The sequence below is a fragment of the Pseudarthrobacter sp. NPDC092424 genome, assembly GCF_044754925.1.
Taxonomy (GTDB): Bacteria; Actinomycetota; Actinomycetes; order Actinomycetales; family Micrococcaceae; genus Arthrobacter.
Genome location: NZ_JBIVQC010000005.1, coordinates 170,554 through 190,573, shown reverse-complemented (window position 1 = coordinate 190,573; position 20,020 = coordinate 170,554). Strand labels below are relative to the sequence as shown.

Sequence of the window (20,020 nt, the reverse complement as noted above, 5' to 3'; positions counted from 1 at the left end):
GCGTTTCCCCGCCCTCTTCCCCCGCGAGGTGGCATTTCGCGGCAGTGCTTGCGGGAAACACTGCCGCGAACTGCCACCTCGCGAGGGGTGGGCAGGTGGACACGGATAAATTGTTGAACAATCTGTGATTCTCGTGCATCCTAGGGAGACCACTTAAAAGGAGACGGGAATCACCATGGCCTTCATTGACCTCAACAGCGACGTCGGGGAATCGTTCGGCAACTGGACGATGGGTGACGACGCCGCGATGTTCCGCTCGGTCTCGAGCGCCAATGTGGCCTGCGGCTTCCACGCCGGGGACCCCTCCACCATCGCCCAGACCTGCCGCGACGCCGTAGCGGCCGGCATCACCATTGGAGCGCACGTGGGCTACCGGGACCTTGCCGGCTTCGGCCGCCGCTTCCTGGACTGCTCCCCCACCGAACTCGCCGATGATGTCCTGTACCAGCTCGGGGCCCTGGACGCGCTGGCCAGGGCGGCGGGCGGCCGGATCCGCTACGTCAAGCCCCACGGCGCCCTCTACAACACCATCGTCACCCATCAGGTGCACGCCCAGGCCGTGGTCGACGCCGTCAAGGCTTTCGGCGGGGACCTCCCGCTGCTGCTCCTGCCGGGCTCCGTCGCGCTCACTGCCGCCGAGGCAGCCGGCCTGCGCGGTGTCGCGGAGGCCTTCGCGGACCGCGCCTACAACCCGGACGGCACCTTGGTGTCCCGCAGGGAACCGGACGCCGTGCTCCACGACGAGGACGCGGTGGCGGCCAACATGGTCCGTCTGGCCACCGAGGGCACCATTGTGGCCCGCGACGGCTCCGTGATCCGCACCTCCGCCGAAAGCATTTGCCTGCACGGCGACACCGCCGGCGCGGTCTCCATGTCCGCCGCCGTCCGGCGCGAACTCGAGGCCGCCGGCGTCACCATCCGGAGCTTCGTGTGAGTTCCCCGGACATCCGCTGGGCCGGACCCCGCGCACTGCTCATCGAGCTCGGCTCCCTGGAACACGTGCTGGCCCTCCATGCCCAGCTGCTGGAACACCCGCCGGCCGGCCAGGTGGACGTCCTCGCGGCTGCGCGGACCGTCCTGGCCGTGTTCGATTCCCGCGCCAACGCGCAGGCGGCGCGCGCCGCCGTCGCGCTTTTGGACAGCAGCCCCTCCGCCGATGCGGCCTCCTCCGCTGATCCGGTGCGGATCGAAGTGGTGTACGACGGCGAGGACCTCGCCGAGGTGGGCCGCCTCACCGGCCTGGGTGCCGATGGTGTGGTGGCAGCCCACACCGGCCAGCTGTGGACCGCCGCGTTCGGTGGCTTCGCGCCGGGCTTCGCCTACCTGGTGGGCGAGAACCAGTCCCTGAACGTCCCGCGCCGGAGCACCCCGAGGACCTCCGTTCCCGCCGGATCAGTGGCGCTGGCCGGCAACTTCTCCGCCGTCTACCCGCGCAGTTCCCCCGGCGGCTGGCAGCTTATCGGGCGCACCGCGGCGCGGATGTGGGACCTGGACCGGGACCAGCCCGCGCTGATCCGCCCCGGCTGCACCGTCCAGTACGTGGCCGTCCGCGAACTCGTGGAGGTCTCCGAACCGGCCGGCGGGGCCCCGGCCGCCCCGCAGGCAAACGCACCCGCAAAAGCTGCAACCGGCGCCGGCCCGGCCCTCGAGATCGTCATCCCCGGCCCGCAGTCCCTGATCCAGGACTTGGGCCGGGCCGGCTACCGCGACCTGGGCGTCTCCGCCGCCGGCGCCGCGGACACGGCCAGTGCCCGGCAGGCCAACCGGCTGGCCGGAAACCCGCCCGGCGATGCCGTGATTGAAAACGTCTTCGGCGGCCTCACCGTCAAGGCCCGCGGCGAGCTCACCGCAGCCTTGAGCGGAGCACCCGCCCCGGCGGAGATCGAGGGACCGCACGGCTCCCGTCCCGCCCCCATGTACGCACCCTTCGCCCTGCACGACGGCGAGTTCCTGCGCCTGGACCGGCCCACCGCCGGACTGCGCACCTACCTGGCCGTCCGTGGCGGAATCAACGTCCCGGCGGCACTGGGCAGCCGGTCCACGGACCTCATGTCCGGCATCGGGCCGGAGCCCCTGGCCGACGGGACCGTACTCCCGGTGGGCGAGGTGGCCCGCGGCCGGATCGTTGGCGATCCGGAACCGTCCACCCTCCCCGACGACATTGCCGCCGGGGCCATGGACCGGCCCGTGGTCCTGCGGATCACCACCGGCCCCCGCGACGATTGGTTCACCCCCGGGTCCCGCGAAGCCCTCACGGCCCAGACCTGGTCCGTGACCCCGGAGTCCAACCGGATCGGCGTCCGCCTGGGCACCACCGGAGCGGGAGCCGCGCTGGAACGGTCGCGGACCGAGGAACTGCCCAGCGAAGGCGTGGTGGCCGGCTCACTGCAGGTGCCGCCGTCGGGCCTTCCTGTCCTGTTCCTTGCGGACCACCCGGTGACCGGCGGCTACCCGGTGATCGGCGCCGTCATCCCGGAGGACCTGCCCGCAGCGGCGCAGCTTCCGCCCGGCACTTCCCTCCGGTTTGTTGCCGTGGACCCCGAAACGCTGCAGCCCCTGACCTCCGCTCCGAGCCTGTGAAAGAAGCCACCATGAAAAAAGTACTTATCGCCAACCGTGGTGAAATTGCTGTCCGGATCGCCCGCGCCTGCGCCGATGCAGAGCTGGCCTCCGTCGCTGTCTACTCGGACCCGGACGCCGACGCGCTGCACGTGCGGCTCAGTGACGAGGCCTACGCGCTGGAGGGCTCAGCCAGCTCCGACACTTACCTGAACATTGAAAAACTGCTGGCCGTGGCCACGCGGGCGGGCGCCGACGCCGTGCACCCGGGGTACGGCTTCCTCTCGGAGAACGCTGACTTTGCGCAGGCGGTGCTCGACGCCGGACTGACCTGGGTGGGCCCGTCGCCGCAGGCCATCCGGAGCCTGGGCAACAAGGTCACCGCCCGCGAAATCGCGGTCCGCGCCGGCGCTCCGCTGGTGCCCGGCTCGGACGGACCCGTGGCAGACGCGTCCGAGGTGCGCGCCTTCGCCGAGGAGTTCGGTGTGCCGGTGGCCATCAAGGCGGCCTTCGGCGGCGGCGGCCGTGGCCTCAAGATCGCCTACCGGCTCGAGGACATCGAGGACGCGTTCGATTCAGCCGTCCGTGAGGCAACCGTGGCGTTCGGCCGCGGCGAGTGCTTCGTGGAACGGTTCCTGGACAAGCCCCGGCACGTGGAGGCACAGGTCCTGGCAGACACGCACGGCAACGTGGTGGTGGTGGGCACGCGCGACTGCTCGCTGCAGCGCCGCAACCAGAAGCTCGTTGAAGAGGCACCCGCACCGTTCCTGACGGACGAGCAGCGACGCCGCATCCACGAATCCGCCCGCGCCATCTGCCGCGAAGCCGGCTACACCGGCGCCGGCACCGTGGAGTACCTGGTGGCGCCGGACGGCGTGATCTCGTTCCTGGAGGTCAACACCCGGCTCCAGGTGGAGCACCCGGTCACGGAGGAAACCTCCGGAATCGACCTGGTCCGTGAGCAGTTCCGGATCGCGGCTGGCCTGCCGGTGTCCATCACTGAGGATCCGGTGCCCGCGGGCCACGCCTTCGAGTTCCGGCTCAACGCCGAGGACGCCGGCCGCGGCTTTCTGCCCTCCCCCGGCCCCGTGGACGTGTTCGAGGCGCCAACCGGCGCCGGCATCCGCGTGGACTCGGGTGTCCGCTCCGGCTCCGTAATCCCGTCCGAATACGACTCCCTGATGGCCAAGCTGATCGTCCACGGCGCCGACCGCGCCCAGGCCCTGCGCCGGGCCCGCGCCGCCCTGGACGAGCTCCGCATCGAAGGCGTCCCCACCGTGGTCCCGTTCCACCGGGCCGTGGTCCGCGACGCCGATTTCACCGCCGCGGACCGCCTGGGCGTCTACACCACGTGGATCGAGTCCGCCTTCGCCACGCGCCTGGCCGCCGCCCTCGAAAGCGGCGTGGAAGGCCCCCTGGCCAAGCGCGAGACACTCACGGTGGAGCTGGACGGGAAGGCCGTGCAGCTGGGCCTCCCCGCGAAGGTCTTCAACGCGCTCATGCACGGTGGTGGCGCCGCCGTCGACCATTCCGCTGCTCCCGGGACGGCGGCCGCGGACGGTGTGGTGACCGCCCCGATGGGCGGGAACCTGGTGAAGTGGCTGGCCGACGACGGCGCCGAAGTGGGTGCCGGACAACCGGTCGCTGTGCTTGAGGCGATGAAGATGGAAACGGTGGTTCCCGCCGCCGGGGCCGGCACGTTCAGCCGCGGACCGCAGGAGCCCGGCGCTGCCGTGGCGCGCGGAGAGGTCCTCGGAACGGTCGGTTAAGATTTAGGGTCGGAGATATTGGGGGAAAGGCTATGGATACGGTGTTGGACGGTACCAGGTTGGACGGCATGGCCGAGCACGCGCACACCACGGCGTGGGTGGCATCCGTGCTGCGCAACCGGATCGCGGCCGGTGAACTGACGCCCGGGTCCAAGCTCTCCGAGCAGTCGCTCTCTACTGCCCTTGGAGTCTCCCGGAACACCCTGCGGCAGGCCTTCACTACGCTGGCGAGCGAGTCGATCGTGCACCGCATCCCGAACCGGGGAGTGTTCGTGTCATCCCCGGGAGTGGACGAAGTCCGAGAAATCTACCGCGTCCGCCGCGCCATCGAGCCGGCAGCGGTGATGTGGAGCTCACCCACGCCCGCCACCCTTGCCACCATGGAGGCCGTGGTGCAGCGCGCGCAGGCAGCCCGTGACGCCGGGTCGGTGGCGGAGATGGCCGATGCCAACCAGGCCTTCCACCGCGAAGTGGTGGGACTGACCGGAAGCCACACGTTGCAGTCCCTGATGGACCGGGTGCTCGCCGAGATGCGCCTGGTTTTCCATGCCATGTCCTCCGCACCGGACTTCCACAGCCACTACGTGGACCGCAACGTGCAGCTGGTCACGCGGCTGCGGGCCGGCGAGAACGAGAAGGCCGCCCAGGAGCTTCGGGAGTACCTGGACACGGCCGAGGCCGAGCTGCTGGGGCACCTGCTCTCCAGCGCAAAAGCCTAGGACCCTCTCTCACTTAAGGCGGCAAAATCCCGCACCCTCTCTCACTTACCGGCGGAAAGCCGGAAGTCCAAGTCCCCGGGTGAGAGAGGGTTTTGATAAAAGCGGCATTAAGTGAGAGAGGGTTCCGGGGAGAGGCGTCCTAGCTGGTGGCGCCGGATGCCACCACGCCAAGGCCGAGCGCGGCGATGATCCCGCTGCTGGCCCGTTCCACGATGGTGCTGACCTTGGGGCGCTTCAGCCACCGCATCGCCTTGAACGCCACCACGGCAACAACCGACAGATAGGCAAAGGCAATCAGCGCCACGACGACGCCGAGGATCAGGGACGTGCCCATCGTGTCGCCGCCGTGCGGGATGAACTGGGGCACCACGGCGAGGTAGAACAGGCCGACCTTGGGGTTGAGCAGTGTTGACAATGCCCCCGCCCCCAGTGCGGAGAGCCTGCTGTAAGGAAGCGGGGTGTCCCCTCCTTCTCCGGCAAGTCCGGTCTTGGCGGCCTTAGCGGCCCGCCGGGACTTGATGAAGGAGGAAACCCCGAGGTACACCAGGTAGAGACCGCCCGCGATCTTGAGCCAGCGGAAGAGTTCCGCGGACTGCTCCAGGAGCGCAGCCAGGCCCACGCCAACCAGGGCGGCCCAGACAATCGCGGCACCCGCCGAGCCGGCCGCTGCCGCAACGCCGGCACTGGGCCGGTTCAATGCAATTCGCAGCACCAGGAACGTGTCCGGCCCGGGCGTCAGGGACAGAACGAGGCACAGCCCCGCGAAGGCAATCAGGGAAGCGATAGTCACGCCCCCGATTATGCAGCACGGACGCCGGTCCGCGCGCCTTCAGGGGATCAGGTACTCGCTGTCCCGGGCGTCCGTGATGAGCATGTGCCCCGGGGCGTGGCCGATGGCCAGCGGCGGCCGCGACTGCATCACCGCGGCCTGGGGCGTCACACCGCATGCCCAGAACACGGGAATGTGTCCGGCGGGAATCTGCACTGCGTCGCCAAAGTGGGGGCGGGACAGGTCCGTAATGCCCAGCTCCTCGGGGTTTCCCACATGCACCGGCGCGCCGTGGACCGCCGGGTAGCGTGAGGTGATCCGGACCGCATCCGCCACCTGGGCAGCGGGGACCGGACGCATGGAGACCACCATTGGCCCGGACATCGAACCGGCCGGGGCGCACTCCCGGTTGGTGCGGTACATAGGCACGTTAACACCCTGGTCGATGTGCGCAATGGAGATCCCGCCGTCCTGCAGGGCGGCTTCGAAGGTGAACGAGCATCCGATCAGGAAGGTCACCAGGTCATCGCGCCAGTGCTCCAGGATGTCTGTGGGTTCGTCCACCTTTTCGCCGTCCCGGTACACCGTGTACTTGGGCACGTCCGTACGGATGTCCCCTCCGGCCAGGAGCGGCCCGCTGGTTTGCCCGGGTTCGAGCACCCCCAGGATGGGGCAGGGCTTGGGGTTGCGCTGGGCGAAAAGCAGGAAGTCGAAGGCATGTTCACGCGGGAGGGCCAGGACGTTCGCCTGGGCAAACCCCCGGGACCAGCCGGCGGTGGGTTCAACCAGCCCGCCGCGGAACGCTTCGCGCGCCGCGGCGGGTTGTGCTGTTGCGCGGTGCATCATGCCCACAGCTTGGCGAGGCCCATGACCGAGTTCCAGCCGAGAAACAGGGTCAGCAGCCAGGTCAGGACGCCGACGATGAGCAGCCACTTGGGGTAGGCATAGCCGTGCATGAGGTCGCGGCGGCGCCAGGCCACCCAGAGCAGGACGGCGAAGCCCACCGGGAGGATCAGGCCGTTGAAGGCGCCGGCGAAGATCAGCAGCTGCTGCGGGGCCTGGCCAAGGAACATGTAAATGATGGCGCAGCCGGCAATGAATGCGACCGTGATGAGGTTGCGCTTGCGCTCCGGGGTCCTGGAGGAGGTGATGAATGAAACGGAAGTGAACGCAGCGCCGATGACGGAGGTGATGGCGGCGGCCCAGAGGACCACTCCGAACATCCTCATTCCGATCTCACCAGCGGCTGCGCCGAAGGCTTCCGCCGCCATGTTGTTGCTGGAAAGCACGGTACCGCCGGCCACCACGCCCAGAATGGCAAGGAAGAGCAGGACGCGCATGAGGCCGGTGACCAGAATGCCCAGTACGGAGCTGCGGGTGATTTCCTTGACGTGCTCGATGCCGGTGGCGCCGGAGTCCAGCATGCGGTGCGCGCCCGCGTAAGTGATGTAGCCGCCTACGGTGCCGCCCACCAGCGTGGTGATGATCAGGAAGTCAACGGTTTCGGGAAGGAACGTGTTCTTCAGGGCTTCGCCCACAGGAGGCGCGGCAACGATGGCCACGTAGATCATCAGCAGGATCATGAGCGCGCCCAGCATCACCACAACGCGGTCCAGGGCCATGCCCGCCTTCTTGCTGAGGAAGATCAGGATGGCCACCAGCGCGGAGGCGATGCCGCCTACCTTGGGGTCCACGCCCATCATCGCATTGACGCCCAGACCCGTACCGGCGATGTTGCCGATGTTGAAGACCACGCCGCCCAGGAAGACGAGGCCGGCGAGGAACCAGCCGACGCCGGGAATGACCTTGTTGCCGAGCTCCTGCGCCCGGAGGCCTGTGACACCGATGACGCGCCAGACGTTCATCTGGACGGCGATGTCAATGAGGATCGAGGCCAGGATCGCGAACGCGAAGGCCGCGCCGATCTGTGCCGTGAAGACCGTGGTCTGCGTGATGAAGCCCGGCCCGATGGCGCTGGTGGCCATGAGGAACATGGCCCCGAGGAGAGCCGTTCGCCGGGCTGAGGAGCTCAGGTTCAGTTTTGTGCCGGTGTCTGCCATGGGTCCGTCCGTTACTTTGGGTGACTGGTGTCACAATGGTCGTCTTGAGAGACGATACAGGTTGTTGAACAATCTGCGCAAGATATTGTTCAACAACTATTTTGTCCAGTCACGCTTCGGGCCCCGCATAATCCGCCATCCGGCGCAGGCCGGGCGGCTGCCCGGTCTGCGCCGGATGCGGCGGAGGCCCGGGCTACGAAGGAGAGCCGCCCGGGTGGTCCCCAGGCTTGTGGGTTGCACCGCGCAGATTTTCCTGAACCTTGCCGAACAGATCCTTGATGGTCGATTCGGCATTGGTTATCACGTCCACCTGCAGGTACACGTCGTGGCCTACGGGGAGGTCATATTCATCCTTCAGGTGCGTGCCGCCGGCCACCCCGTCCAGGGACAGGTACACCATGGCCTCGGTCCGTGCGATTCCTGCGATCCGGCCAAAAACGACTGTGAACTCGTTCGGCTGGAAACTGACCGTCTGGCCGATGTGGCTGCGGTCCAGCTCCCCTGCGGCCACGGCCCGTTCTGACTGGCTTCCGGTGTAGTTCATGAACTTCTCCTTGCGATCGCCTGGCAGTTACCGTGGCAGTCTAACGCCGACGCCGATACAGGAGCACCGATGACTGCCGAGCGCTTCCCCGCAGCACAGCCCAACCGGCTCGCCGGCGTCCTGGGCATCGGGCTTCCAGTGGTGCTGGGGCCGTTCGGCGGCGTCTCCTCCGTCCGCCTCACCGCTGCCGTGAGCGACGGCGGCGGGCTGGGCTCCTTTGGCCTCTACGGGTATGACGGGGATGCCATCCGTCGCACGGCAGCCGAACTTCGGGCAGCCACCGGCCGGCCGTTCGCGCTGAACCTGTGGATCCCCACAGGCTCCGAAACCACGTCCCTGCCCCGGGCGGGCTTCGACCGCTACGCCGCCGCGCTGAAGCCGTTTTTTGATGAGCTTGGCCTCCCGTTGCCGCAGCCGCCGGCCCGCTTCATGGCCGACTACGCCGAACAGGTGGAGGCCACGCTGGAAGCCCGTCCCGCCGTCGTCAGCTTTGTTTTTGGCGTCCCCTCCGCCGAGGTGGTGGAGGCCGCCCACCGGCAGGGAACCAGGATTGTAGGCACAGCCACCACCGTGGCCGAAGCGGTAGCGCTGGAGGCCGGCGGCGTGGACGCAGTGGTGGCCAGCGGGGCGGAATCCGGCGGGCACCGGGTCTCCTTCCTGGCCCCGGCCGAGGAGTCGCTGGTGGGCACCTTCGCGCTGGTGCCGCAGATCGCGGACGCCATCCGCATTCCGGTGATCGCGGCCGGAGGCGTCGGGGACCGCCGGGGTGTGGCCGCCGCTTTGGCATTAGGGGCCGACGGCGTGCAGGTGGGTACCGCTTTCCTGGCCACTTCGGAGTCGGCTGCTGTTCCCGCCTACCGCGACATGCTGCACAGCCCCGCCGCCGCGCACACGGTCCTCACGCGTGCCCTCAGCGGACGGCTGGCGCGCGGCATTCCCAACCGCGTGACCCGCAGCATCGCCGGGGACCAGATCGCCCCGTTCCCGGTTCAGAACTGGCTCACCGGACGGTTCCGGCCCGAGGCGGCCGCCCAGGGGAACACGGACCTGATGTCCCTGTGGGCGGGCCAGGCCGCGCCCCTTGTCCGGTACCGGAGCGCCGCCGACGTGCTGGCCGAACTCGTGGCGGGGCTCCCCGAGCACATCCGCCGGTAAGATTCAGGGCGGACCCCAGCAGCACACCCCGTGGAAGGAGCCGCCATGCGCACGTCGCCGCGGACCCCGTTCCACGCCCTGCGCGCTGCGTCGTTCAACACCGCCACAGTCACCCTGGCAGCCGGGGCGCACCTGGCCGGCGGCGGCGGCCTTCCCCCGGCTGGAATCCTGCTGGCCATCCTTGCCCTGACAGTCCTTTCCTGCACCGTCGCCACGCGCCTTCGGCTGGGCCTGCCCGCCATCGGAGCCCTCCTGACCGGCGGGCAGCTTGCCCTGCACGAGGCACTCACCCTCTTCAGCGCTACACCCTCCGCGCCTGCCGTGGCGCCACCGCCGGCGGGGGCGCACGCCCACGATACCGGCACCCTGGACGTGCCCATCGCCGCATTGGCCCACGTGGCCTCCCATGTGAGCCCCGCCGATCCCGCGGCTGCCCCGGTCATGCTGGCCGCCCACGCTCTGGCCACCCTCGGCTGCGCGCTTCTGCTCGCCCAGGGTGAGAACGCCCTCTGGCACCTGGCCGCGTGGCTGCGGCCGCTCGCGGAACTGCCGAGGGCCGCCGTCGTGCGCCCCGGCCCAAAGGCTCCCGCCGTATTCCCGTCCGCTGCGGGCCCCCTGCGCCCCTGGCGGAACCTTCGGCAGGACAGCCGGCGCGGCCCGCCTTCCGCCGCCGTGCTTTCCGCCTGACCCGCACTGCTTTCGTGCCGGTCCGAACACCCTTTACTTTTGCGCGCCCCGATGCGGCGCGCACCCGAAAGGCAAACCCATGCATAACACCTTCCTTCGCCGTACCCTGTCCGCCGCTGCAGCAACCGGCGGCGCCGCACTGCTTCTCTTCGCTTCCGCGGCCGGCGCCTCCGCCCACGTAGGCGTCACTCCCGACAAAACCGACGCCGGTTCCTACGCCCTGCTCACCTTCGGCATTCCGCACGGCTGCGACGGATCGGCCACCACTAAAATGGCCATCACTCTGCCGCAGGAGCTGAACGACGCCCAGCCCACCGTTAACCCCAACTGGACCGTCGAGAAGGTGACGGAACAGTTGGCGGAACCGCGGAAACTCGCGGACGGCTCGTCCATCACGCAGCGCACCAGCCAGATTGTCTACACCGCCAAGACCCCGCTACCGCACGAGCTCCGCGACGCGCTGGTGCTGTCCGTCAAGCTCCCCGAGAGGGCCGGGATGACGCTGTATTTCCCCACGCTCCAGACCTGCGAAACAGGCCAGACCGACTGGTCGCAGATCGCCAAGGACGGCGAGGACCCCCACTCGCTCGCTGCCCCGGCGCCTGCGGTCACCCTTACGGCCTCCGTCGCGCACAACGCGGTCGAACACGGCGTGGCACCGGAAGAACAGCGGACGACGGCGGCGGACAGCGGGGCCTCTGCGCGCAGCTGGGCGGGACTCGCCGCAGGTGCGGGCGGGCTGGCGCTCGGCGGCGCGGCGCTGCTGCGCACCCGGAACCGCGCTACGGATAAGTAACCGGGATTGGTGACCGCTGGCGGAGGTCCCGGGCGAGGCCCGGTTCATCACGATCCGGGCATCAAATGGGCCTCCGCCACGCGGCGTCGTTGACGCGGGCAACGGGTGGCGCAAAGGTGGTGCCATGAGGTCTCAGCGAAATTCATCCCGTTTAGTCATGGCTACGGCGGTTGCAGCGGCGGCTCTGGTATTGGCCGGGTGCGGGCCCAGCCAGCCACAGCAGTCCGCCACCAGCCCGGGCACCGGCTCCGCCAGCCCCGCGCCGAACGGCACGGACTCAGCCAGTCCCAGCGGCAGTGCCACGCCGGACGCGTCGGGGGCACCGTCGTCGACCGCGGCGGGTTCGCCTGCCCTGTGCAAGGCGGAGGGACTTTCCGCTGCTACGGACGCCACCGGCGGCGGAGCTGCCGGCAGCGTTTACATGAAACTGATGCTCACCAACAAGGGCACCGAACCGTGCCTCCTGCGCGGCTTCCCGGGAGTGTCCCTCGTGGCCGACGCCACCGGCGCACCCATCGGCGCTCCGGCCAGCCGCGACAACACCGCGGCCCCCGTGGATGTGCTCCTGGCCCCGGGCAAGAGCGGCACGGCGGTGCTCCGCTATACGCAGGCCCGGAACTACATGGAATGCAAGCTGGCGGACGCCGCGGGCTACCGAATCTACCCCCCGGAGGACAAGGGCTCCCTGTTCCTTGCCCAGCCCACTAAGGCGTGCACCAACACCGACATCACGCTGCTGAGCGTGGGGGCGTTCCAGCCCAGCTGACGGCACGCTCGCTACCGCAGGGATCGTTCCACCGCACAACCGTTCCACCGCACAACAAAGGCGGCCCGGCTGAATGCCGGGCCGCCCTGGTTTATGGTGTCTGCCGTTAGTGGGCCGTGGTGGTGCGGCGGGTGTGGGCGGTGCCGCGGGACAGGGCCACACCCAGTCCGATCATGGCGACGCCCAGGACGAAGTGCAGCCAGTTGTCCGCCGTGTTGACGGGGACGAAGTTGGCGGCGGTGTCGTGCCCGATCAGCAGCCCGTAGAGCCACAGGACCAGGTAGATGGCTCCGCCCCACACCAGGTAGTTCCGGGACTGTGCCGCGGTGCGTGCCATTCCGATCCCGGCTGCGCCGAACAGCAGGTGCACGATGTTATGCAGCACGGAAACCTGGAAGATGCCCAGCAGCAGCGCCTCCGAGCCGTGGCCGGCGAAGCCGAGTGCGCTGTAGTTGGTGGTGATTCCCGGGATGAACCCCAGGACGCCCACCAGGAGGAAAACCGCCCCCACGGCGAGCGCTGCTTTTTGGATGGTGGTCCGGCCCACGGTGCTGCCGTCCGAGCTGATGCTTGTCATGACTTCTCCTGGTGTCTGTCGAAACGTACACAAGATGCCGGCCGGGCTGGGCCTGGCCATAGACTTAAACCCGGACACCCTAAGTATACTTAGTAAATCCCGCGCGGATAAGGATGGCTCCATAACGGACCCATCACAAAACCGGCCCCGGCCAGGGCCTTCACCACGGAGGCAGGCAGCTGACATGACATCACTTTGGTTGGACCGTCCCGATACCTTTGTTCCTGATCCGTTCAAGCCGGGCTCCCGGTACCACACCGTCGTGGCCGGCGCTGGGCTCACCGGCCTGGTCACCGCGCTCCTGCTGGCACGGTCGGGGCAGGATGTGCTGGTGGTGGAGGCGCGGCACCCTGGCGCGGTGACCACGGGAAACACCACCGCCAAGGTCACCCTGCTGCAGGGCACGGTCCTGGCGCAGCTGGCACGGCAGTATCCCCGGCACCAGGTCCAGGCGTACGTTGACGCCAACCGCGAGGGGCAGGCATGGCTGCTGCGCTACCTGGAGGAGCACAACGTTCCGTTCCAGCGCCGGGACGCCTACACCTACGCCACCACGCCGGCTGCCACGGAAAAGCTCCGCGAAGAGGTCAGCGCGGCCACCACCGCGGGCCTGGACGTCGAATACGTGCGTGACGCCGGCCTGCCCTTCCCGGTCCACGGCGCCGCACGCCTTTCCGGACAGGCGCAGATCCACCCGATGGAGGTCCTGGACGCGCTGATTGCGGACCTCCGCAGCCGCGGCGGCTCGATCGCAACGGGTGTCCGGCTGCGGGACGTCACCGGCAGCGGGCCGTGCACGGTGGAGACGGACCGGGGCAGCGTCACCGCGGACCAGGTGGTGCTGGCCACCGGCACGCCCGTGCTGGACCGGGGACTGTACTTCGCCAAGCTGAAGCCGCACCGCTCCTACGCGGCGGCCCTCCAGCTCCCCGACGGCCAGGAGCCGCCTCCGGGGATGTACATTTCCGTGGAACAGCCCACCCATTCACTCCGGGACTACGGGTCCGACGGCGGGCGCCTCCTCCTGGTGGGCGGCCACGGGCATCCCGTGGGCCGGACCCCGTCCGAAAAAGCGCATCTGGAAGGTCTACTCGCGTGGGCCGGCCAGCACTATCCCGGCGCCGTGCCAACGCACACCTGGTCGGCGCAGGATTACCAGCCCACCAACCTCATGCCGTTCTTCGGCAAGCTCCCCCGAGGCCGCGGCCACGTGTACTTCGGCACCGGCTACAACAAGTGGGGCATGACCAACGCCGTTGCCGCAGCCCTGGGAATTTCGGCGGACATCCTGGGCGGCCAGGTCCCGTGGGCGGACACCATCCACCACCGGGTCACGTCGCCGTCCGGGGCGCTGTCCGCCGTTGGCCTGAACGCCGGCGTGGCCGCCCGGCTGGCCACGGACTGGGGCAAGGCGGCTGGCCGGAAGCTGCGCAGGGAAGCGCCGCCGGCGGCGGCACCGGCTGTCCCTGCGGAGGGGACGGGAACGGTCGACGGCGGAAGCGGACGTCCCGTGGCCGTCTCCACCGTGGACGGGACCACCTGCCGGCTCTCCGCAGTGTGCACACACCTGGGCGGGATCGTGCACTGGAACGACAGCGAGAAGACCTGGGACTGCCCGTTGCACGGCTCCCGGTTCAGCAGCGACGGAACGCTCCTCGAAGGACCGGCTACCCGGAACCTGCCGGGAGCCGACAAGGGGTGAGGCCTGGCTGTCGGCGGGGTGGGGCATGATGGAGGCATGAACCCGGAACGGCCGCCTGCTCCCGGCGCTGATGCTCCCATGGGGCAGTTCAGCCGCCCCACGAGGGAGTGGTTCCTGGGTGCGTTCAGTGGGCCCACGCCCGCGCAGGCCGGGGCATGGAACGCCATTTCGTCCGGTTCGCACGCGCTGGTGGTTGCCCCGACGGGGTCGGGCAAGACGCTGGCCGCGTTCCTGTGGGCGCTGGACCAGCTGATCAGTTCCGCCGCACCCGCCCCTGTCCCCGCTGAAGTACCCAAAGGCAAACGCGCCCGCGCTCCCAAGCGAAAGACCCGCGTCCTCTACATCTCCCCGCTGAAGGCGCTGGGCGTGGACGTGGAGCGAAACCTTCGCTCCCCGCTGATCGGCATCACCCAGACGGCCAAGCGGCTGGACCTGCCGGCGCCGCTGGTCAGCGTCGGGGTGCGGTCCGGGGATACCACTACGGCGGACCGGCGGGCGCTGTTGAGCAACCCGCCGGACATCCTGATCACCACGCCCGAGTCGCTGTTCCTCATGCTTACCTCCAGGGCGCGCGACACCCTCACCGAGGTGGACACGGTGATCATCGACGAAGTCCACGCCGTGGCCGGGACCAAGCGCGGGGCGCACCTGGCCGTGTCGCTTGAGCGGCTGGACGCGCTGCTGCCCAAACCGGCGCAGCGGATCGGGCTTTCGGCCACCGTGGAGCCGCGGGACCTCGTGGCGCAGTTCCTGGCCGGGACTGCGCCCGTGGAGATCGTGGCGCCTCCGGCCAAAAAGAACTGGGACCTTACGGTGTCCGTGCCGGTGGAGGACATGACGGACCTGCAGGGCGCGGCGGGCGCGTTCGACTCCGGCCCCGCGTCCGGGCTCCAGCCGCAGGCGTCCATCTGGCCGCATGTGGAGGAAAAGATCGTGGACCTGGTGCTGGCCAACCAGTCCACCATCGTCTTCGCCAACTCCCGCCGCCTGTCCGAACGGCTCACGGCGCGGCTGAATGAGATCTACGCCGAACGCCAGCTCGTCGCCGCGGGCGGCGGCTGGGACACACCTGGGCTGGGTACGGACGCAGCTGCGCCTGGGACGGCCGCGGCCTGGGGAGACGCGCCGCCGGGGGCGCCGCCGTCGGGCATTCCTGCCTCAACCGCCACCCCCGCGCACATGATGGCCCAGGCCGGAAGCTCCGCCGGGGCGGACCCGGTACTGGCCCGCGCCCACCACGGCTCCGTATCCAAGGACCAGCGGGCGCTGATCGAGGACGACCTGAAGTCGGGCCGGCTGCGCTGCGTGGTGGCCACCTCATCCCTGGAACTGGGCATCGACATGGGCGCGGTGGACCTGGTGGTGCAGGTGGAATCACCGCCGTCGGTGGCCAGCGGGCTGCAGCGGGTGGGCCGTGCCGGCCACCAGGTGGGCGAAGTGTCCCAGGGCGTCCTGTTTCCCAAGCACCGAGCGGATCTGGTGCACACCGCCATCACGGTGGAGCGGATGCTGGACGGAAAGATCGAGCGGCTCAGCATCCCGGCCAATCCGCTGGACATCCTGGCCCAGCAGACCGTGGCCGCCACCGCGCTTGGCAGCATCGATGTGGAGGAATGGTTCAGCACGGTCCGCCGCTCCGCCCCCTTCGCTTCACTCCCCCGTTCGGCGTTCGAGGCCACCCTTGACCTGCTGGCGGGGCGGTACCCGTCAGACGAATTCGCCGAGCTGCGGCCGCGGATCATCTGGGACCGCAACGCCGGCACCATCGAGGGCCGGCCGGGGGCTCAGCGGTTGGCCGTCACCTCAGGCGGAACAATCCCGGACCGCGGGCTCTTTGGGGTGTACATCATCGGCACCGAAGTGGAGGGCTCCGCAGCACCTGCGGAGGACGGCAAGCCGGCCCGCGCACCCAAGGGCGGCCGGCGCGTGGGCGAGCTGGACGAGGAGATGGTCTACGAATCGCGTGTGGGCGATGTCTTCGCGCTGGGCGCCACGAGCTGGAAGATCGAGGACATCACCCATGACCGGGTCCTGGTCTCCCCCGCGTTCGGTCAGCCTGGCAAGCTGCCGTTCTGGAAGGGCGACTCACTGGGGCGGCCGGTGGACCTGGGACGCGCCCTGGGAGCGTTCGTGCGGGAGCTTTCAGCGTCCGACGCCGGCCCTGCCGCCGAACGCTGCAAGGCCAGCGGGCTGGACGGCTTCGCCGCGAACAACCTCATCCAGTACCTCACCGAGCAGAAGCAAGCCACCGAGGTGGTCCCCAGTGACACCACGCTGGTGGTGGAGCGCTTCCATGACGAACTCGGCGACTGGCGCGTGATCCTGCACAGCCCCTTCGGCATGCCGGTGCACGCGCCGTGGGCGTTGGCTGTGGGGCAGCGGCTGCACCAGCGGTACGGGCTGGACGGCTCCGCCATGGCCGCGGACGACGGCATCGTTCTTCGCGTTCCCATGATGGAGGACGAACCGCCCGGTGCGGAGCTGTTCCTGTTCGATCCGGAGGAGCTGGAGCAGATAGTCACAGCCGAGGTGGGCGGCAGCGCCCTGTTCGCGTCCCGCTTCCGGGAATGCGCCGCGCGCGCCCTGCTGCTGCCCAGGCAGACCCCCGGAAAACGGCAGCCGCTGTGGCAGCAAAGGCAGCGTTCCGCACAGTTGCTGGACGTGGCCCGGAAATACCCCACGTTCCCCATCGTGCTGGAGACGGTGCGCGAGTGCCTTCAGGATGTGTACGACCTCCCGGCGCTGAAGGACATTGCCGCGTCGGTGGAGCGCCGGGAGCTGCGCATCCTGGAGACCACGACGCAGCAGCCCTCGCCCTTCGCCAAGTCCCTGCTGTTCGGGTACGTGGCCCAGTTCCTCTATGAGGGCGATTCCCCGCTCGCCGAGCGCCGGGCTGCCGCCCTCGCCCTGGATTCGACGTTGCTCAACGAGTTGCTGGGCCGGGTTGAGCTGCGCGAACTGCTTGATGAGAAGGTCATCGAGGCTACCGAGCGCGAGCTGCAGCGGCTGGTCCCGGACCGCCGCGCCCGGGGGCTGGAAGGCGTAGCTGACCTGCTGCGGCTGCTGGGGCCGTTGACACCGCAAGAAACGGCGGAGCGGCTGCAGGGGCCGGACGGGGTTTCGGCTGCTGACGGGGCCTCCGACGCCGGCGCCGAAACTGGGTTGCCTGCCGACGACGCCGATGCCGGCAACGCGGTGGGCGCGCCGGGCGCCTCAGCAGCCGAGGCCGCCGCGCACCTGGTGGCGCTGCAGCGGGCCAACCGGGCCATCCGGGTGACGATCGGCGGCGTGGAGCGGTTCGCCGCTGTGGAGGATGCCGCCCGGCTGCGTGACGCTATAGGCGTGCCGCTGCCCATGGGCGTTCCCTTGGCGTTCATCGAGCCCGTGGCCGATCCGCTCGGCGACCTCGTGTCCCGCTACGCCCGCACGCACGGGCCTTTCACGGCCGCCGAGGCCGCGGACAGGCTGGGGCTTGGTGTCGCCGTCGTGGAAACCGCGCTCAAACGCCTCGCGGCGGACGGCCGCGTGGTGGAGGGCGAGTTCCGCCCCCACGCCACGCCGCCCGACACCGCATCCGCGGACGCACATGAAGCTGCTCCGCAGCCGACGGCCCACCCGGCCGGCAGCGAATGGTGTGATGCCGAGGTCCTCCGCAAGCTCCGGCGTCGTTCGCTTGCTGCGCTGCGTGCCGAGGTTGAGCCTGTGGATGCGTCCGCATACGGCCGGTTCCTGCCCGCGTGGCAGCACGTCCGCACACCCGGCAGCGGCCGCGGACAGCCGTCCCTGCGGGGGCTGGACGGGATCGTCACCGCCATCGACCAGCTGTCCGGCGTGCCCATCCCGGCGTCCGCATGGGAGCCGCTCGTGCTGGCCAGCCGGGTGTCCAACTACCAGCCGGCCATGCTGGATGAGCTCATGGCGGCGGGCGAGGTGGTGTGGTCGGGGGCAGGCCCGCTGCCAGGCAACGACGGCTGGATCAGCCTCCACCTGGCAGATTCGGCGGAACTGACCCTGAACCCGTCGCCCGACTACGAACCCGGCGACGCCCAGCAGCGGATCCTGGACCATCTGCGGAACAACGGCGGCGGCTACTTCTTCCGGCAGCTGACCGACGTGGCCGGCGGCATGGACGCTGTGCCGGGCGACCAGGAAGTGGTTGCGGCGCTGTGGGACCTGGCCTGGGCCGGGCGGATCACCGGCGATACGTTCGCCCCGGTCCGGGCACTGATCGCCGGCGGGCACACCGCACACCGGCAGGTGGCCCGGGCGCCGCGGGCAAGGGCGCCGCGGCTCAGCAGGCTTGGCCGTTCGCACGGCACAGGTCTGCTGGGGTCCCCAGGGCTGAGCGGGGCTGCGGGATTGGGTTCTTCAGGGCTGGGCTCTTCCCGGTTGGGCGGCGCCGGAGCGGTGCCGTCCATGGCGGCGGGCCGCTGGTCGGCGCTGCCGCAGCCGGAACTGGACGCCACGATCCATGCGCGCGGTACGGCGGAACTGCTCCTGGACCGCTATGGAGTGGTCACCCGGGGCTCTGTCATGGCGGAGCAGATCCTGGGCGGCTTCGGCCTCATGTATAAAGTGCTGGCGCGGCTCGAGGAGGCCGGGCGGTGCCGCCGCGGCTACTTCATCGAACACCTGGGGGCAGCCCAGTTCGCCGTGCCCGCCACGGTGGACCGGCTGCGCTCCTACTCCGAGGACACCCAGCTGGCCAAGGCGGAGCCGGTTGCACTGGCACTGGCCGCGACGGACCCCGCCAACCCCTACGGCGCAGCGCTCCCCTGGCCTGCGTTGCATGACGACGCCGGCACCGGACACCGGCCCGGACGGAAGGCAGGAGCGCTGGTGGTCCTGGTGGACGGTGCCCTGTCGCTGTACGTGGAGCGCGGCGGCAAGACCCTACTGGCCTTCAGCGATGACGACGCCGTCCTGGCCGCCGCGGCCGCGGCCCTGGCCGGAGTCGTGACCCGGGGTGCCGTGGACAAGCTGATCATGGAGAAGGTCAACGGCCACGGGATCCTTGATACCCCGGTCGCGGCGGCGCTCACTGCGGCCGGCGCCTACTCCACGCCGAAGGGGCTGAGGATCCGTGCCTGAAGGCGATTCCGTCTGGCGCGCGGCCCGGCAGCTGCACGAAGCCCTGGCCGGGCAGACGCTCCTGGCCTCGGATTTCCGGGTGCCGCGGTTCGCCACACTGAACCTGGCCGGCTGGACCGTGGCCGAGGTGGTGCCTCGCGGCAAGCACCTGCTCATGCGCGTCGCGGGTCCGGGCGGCAAACGGCTCACCATCCATTCCCACCTGAAGATGGAAGGGACCTGGCAGGTCTATCCGCCCCGCGGCCGGTGGCGCAAACCCGGCCACACGGCCCGGTGCGTGCTGCGAACGGCGGCTGCGGACGCCGTCGGATTTTCCCTGGGGCTGCTGGAGGTGGTGGCCACGGACCAGGAGGACGCGGTGGTGGGGTTCCTGGGGCCGGACCTGCTGGGCCCGGACTGGGACGTGGACGAGGCCGAACGCCGGATCCGTGCCGCGCCGGACGTTCCCGTGGGCGTGGCCCTGCTTGATCAGCGGAACCTGGCCGGCATCGGAAACATCTACCGGTGCGAAGCGTGTTTCCTGTCCGGAGTCCATCCCGCTGTTCCCGTCTCGGCGGTCGCCGATCTGCGGACCATCATGACGGATGCCAAGCAGCTCCTGGAGGTGAACCTCGGGCCTGGCCGGCGCGTCACCGTGCTCAACGCCCGCGGGCTGCCTGTGGGCCGAATGGCCGGACGGCCCGGCTACTGGGTCTACGGCCGCGAACACCGGCCCTGCCTCAAGTGCGGATCGCCCATCCGCCGCGGGCTGCTGGGAAAGCCCAACGGCGACGAGGAACGCGACATCTACTTCTGCCCGCATTGCCAGCCCGCCCCCGCCTGAAGC

16 protein-coding genes are annotated in these 20,020 nt (G+C 69.7%); 11 read left to right on the top strand and 5 right to left on the bottom strand.

The genetic code is table 11. From position 1 onward, the window contains the following. Positions 1–175: 175 nt before the first annotated feature. The 4 genes from ACIQCN_RS10010 to ACIQCN_RS09995 are packed head-to-tail and all read left to right on the top strand — an operon-like array spanning position 176 to position 5,047. On the top strand, positions 176–934 hold the full coding sequence (locus tag ACIQCN_RS10010) for a LamB/YcsF family protein (RefSeq protein ID WP_400606780.1): 759 nt from the start codon (positions 176–178) through the stop codon (positions 932–934). Continuing rightward, complete coding sequence (locus ACIQCN_RS10005; protein ID WP_400610715.1) at positions 931–2,580, top strand: 5-oxoprolinase/urea amidolyase family protein; 1,650 nt, start codon at positions 931–933, stop codon at positions 2,578–2,580. The genes ACIQCN_RS10010 and ACIQCN_RS10005 overlap by 4 nt, the downstream gene beginning before the upstream one ends. Before the next feature lie 11 nt (positions 2,581–2,591). Next, positions 2,592–4,328 (top strand): acetyl/propionyl/methylcrotonyl-CoA carboxylase subunit alpha, encoded by a 1,737-nt coding sequence (locus ACIQCN_RS10000; RefSeq protein WP_400610713.1) that lies wholly within the window; start codon positions 2,592–2,594, stop codon positions 4,326–4,328. A gap of 32 nt (positions 4,329–4,360) precedes the next feature. Next, positions 4,361–5,047 (top strand): GntR family transcriptional regulator, encoded by a 687-nt coding sequence (locus tag ACIQCN_RS09995; RefSeq protein WP_400610711.1) that lies wholly within the window; start codon positions 4,361–4,363, stop codon positions 5,045–5,047. 139 nt (positions 5,048–5,186) lie between these two features. Here ACIQCN_RS09995 and ACIQCN_RS09990 read toward each other — a convergent pair whose 3' ends face one another. The 4 genes from ACIQCN_RS09990 to ACIQCN_RS09975 all read right to left on the bottom strand — a co-directional run bounded on the left by ACIQCN_RS09990 (position 5,187) and on the right by ACIQCN_RS09975 (position 8,420). After that, complete coding sequence (locus ACIQCN_RS09990) at positions 5,187–5,837, bottom strand: LysE family translocator (RefSeq protein ID WP_400606770.1); 651 nt, start codon at positions 5,835–5,837, stop codon at positions 5,187–5,189. A 39-nt stretch (positions 5,838–5,876) separates the two neighbouring features. Continuing rightward, positions 5,877–6,662: a putative hydro-lyase gene (locus ACIQCN_RS09985; protein ID WP_400606768.1), complete on the bottom strand. Its 786-nt coding sequence runs from the start codon at positions 6,660–6,662 to the stop codon at positions 5,877–5,879. Further along, positions 6,659–7,876, bottom strand: coding sequence for an NRAMP family divalent metal transporter (locus tag ACIQCN_RS09980; RefSeq protein ID WP_400606766.1), 1,218 nt, complete (start codon positions 7,874–7,876; stop codon positions 6,659–6,661). The genes ACIQCN_RS09985 and ACIQCN_RS09980 overlap by 4 nt, the downstream gene beginning before the upstream one ends. A gap of 193 nt (positions 7,877–8,069) precedes the next feature. Beyond that, complete coding sequence (locus tag ACIQCN_RS09975; RefSeq protein ID WP_400606763.1) at positions 8,070–8,420, bottom strand: hypothetical protein; 351 nt, start codon at positions 8,418–8,420, stop codon at positions 8,070–8,072. 69 nt (positions 8,421–8,489) lie between these two features. Between ACIQCN_RS09975 and ACIQCN_RS09970 the strand changes: the two genes are divergently transcribed. The 4 genes from ACIQCN_RS09970 (at position 8,490) to ACIQCN_RS09955 (ending at position 11,824) form a co-directional block, all read left to right on the top strand. Further along, entirely contained in the window at positions 8,490–9,575 is a 1,086-nt protein-coding gene (locus ACIQCN_RS09970) for an NAD(P)H-dependent flavin oxidoreductase (RefSeq protein ID WP_400610710.1), read from the top strand. Positions 9,576–9,620: 45 nt separating this feature from the next. Beyond that, complete coding sequence (locus ACIQCN_RS09965; RefSeq protein WP_400610708.1) at positions 9,621–10,262, top strand: hypothetical protein; 642 nt, start codon at positions 9,621–9,623, stop codon at positions 10,260–10,262. A 79-nt stretch (positions 10,263–10,341) separates the two neighbouring features. Then, the gene (locus tag ACIQCN_RS09960; RefSeq protein ID WP_400610706.1) at positions 10,342–11,058 is read left to right on the top strand and encodes a YcnI family protein; all 717 of its coding nucleotides are present in this window, start codon (positions 10,342–10,344) and stop codon (positions 11,056–11,058) included. A gap of 157 nt (positions 11,059–11,215) precedes the next feature. Further along, a complete protein-coding gene (locus tag ACIQCN_RS09955) occupies positions 11,216–11,824 on the top strand; it encodes a DUF4232 domain-containing protein (protein ID WP_400610704.1) in 609 nt (202 codons plus the stop codon). Between the two features lie 106 nt (positions 11,825–11,930). Here ACIQCN_RS09955 and ACIQCN_RS09950 read toward each other — a convergent pair whose 3' ends face one another. Next, on the bottom strand, positions 11,931–12,401 hold the full coding sequence (locus ACIQCN_RS09950; RefSeq protein WP_400606752.1) for a DUF4383 domain-containing protein: 471 nt from the start codon (positions 12,399–12,401) through the stop codon (positions 11,931–11,933). 184 nt (positions 12,402–12,585) lie between these two features. On the opposite strand from ACIQCN_RS09950, the gene ACIQCN_RS09945 reads away from it, so the two are divergent. The 3 genes from ACIQCN_RS09945 to ACIQCN_RS09935 are packed head-to-tail and all read left to right on the top strand — an operon-like array spanning position 12,586 to position 20,017. Then, the gene (locus ACIQCN_RS09945; protein ID WP_400610702.1) at positions 12,586–14,103 is read left to right on the top strand and encodes an FAD-dependent oxidoreductase; all 1,518 of its coding nucleotides are present in this window, start codon (positions 12,586–12,588) and stop codon (positions 14,101–14,103) included. A 36-nt stretch (positions 14,104–14,139) separates the two neighbouring features. Beyond that, a complete protein-coding gene (locus ACIQCN_RS09940) occupies positions 14,140–19,194 on the top strand; it encodes a DNA glycosylase AlkZ-like family protein (RefSeq protein ID WP_400610700.1) in 5,055 nt (1,684 codons plus the stop codon). Further along, positions 19,187–20,017 carry an Fpg/Nei family DNA glycosylase gene (locus tag ACIQCN_RS09935; RefSeq protein WP_400606746.1) on the top strand — a complete coding sequence of 277 codons (831 nt, stop codon included), beginning with the start codon at positions 19,187–19,189 and terminating at the stop codon, positions 20,015–20,017. Before ACIQCN_RS09940 ends, ACIQCN_RS09935 begins: the two co-directional genes overlap by 8 nt. Positions 20,018–20,020 lie beyond the last annotated feature (3 nt).

Excerpts from the sequence above, each read along its gene's own strand:
- ACIQCN_RS10010 (WP_400606780.1), top strand. The coding sequence starts at position 176 with ATGGCCTTCATTGACCTCAACAGCGACGTCGGGGAATCGTTCGGCAAC.
- ACIQCN_RS10000 (WP_400610713.1), top strand. The coding sequence starts at position 2,592 with ATGAAAAAAGTACTTATCGCCAACCGTGGTGAAATTGCTGTCCGGATC.
- ACIQCN_RS09995 (WP_400610711.1), top strand. The coding sequence starts at position 4,361 with ATGGATACGGTGTTGGACGGTACCAGGTTGGACGGCATGGCCGAGCAC.
- ACIQCN_RS09985 (WP_400606768.1), bottom strand. The coding sequence starts at position 6,662 with ATGATGCACCGCGCAACAGCACAACCCGCCGCGGCGCGCGAAGCGTTC.
- ACIQCN_RS09980 (WP_400606766.1), bottom strand. The coding sequence starts at position 7,876 with ATGGCAGACACCGGCACAAAACTGAACCTGAGCTCCTCAGCCCGGCGA.
- ACIQCN_RS09975 (WP_400606763.1), bottom strand. The coding sequence starts at position 8,420 with ATGAACTACACCGGAAGCCAGTCAGAACGGGCCGTGGCCGCAGGGGAG.
- ACIQCN_RS09970 (WP_400610710.1), top strand. The coding sequence starts at position 8,490 with ATGACTGCCGAGCGCTTCCCCGCAGCACAGCCCAACCGGCTCGCCGGC.
- ACIQCN_RS09965 (WP_400610708.1), top strand. The coding sequence starts at position 9,621 with ATGCGCACGTCGCCGCGGACCCCGTTCCACGCCCTGCGCGCTGCGTCG.
- ACIQCN_RS09960 (WP_400610706.1), top strand. The coding sequence starts at position 10,342 with ATGCATAACACCTTCCTTCGCCGTACCCTGTCCGCCGCTGCAGCAACC.
- ACIQCN_RS09955 (WP_400610704.1), top strand. The coding sequence starts at position 11,216 with ATGGCTACGGCGGTTGCAGCGGCGGCTCTGGTATTGGCCGGGTGCGGG.
- ACIQCN_RS09950 (WP_400606752.1), bottom strand. The coding sequence starts at position 12,401 with ATGACAAGCATCAGCTCGGACGGCAGCACCGTGGGCCGGACCACCATC.
- ACIQCN_RS09945 (WP_400610702.1), top strand. The coding sequence starts at position 12,586 with ATGACATCACTTTGGTTGGACCGTCCCGATACCTTTGTTCCTGATCCG.
- ACIQCN_RS09940 (WP_400610700.1), top strand. The coding sequence starts at position 14,140 with ATGAACCCGGAACGGCCGCCTGCTCCCGGCGCTGATGCTCCCATGGGG.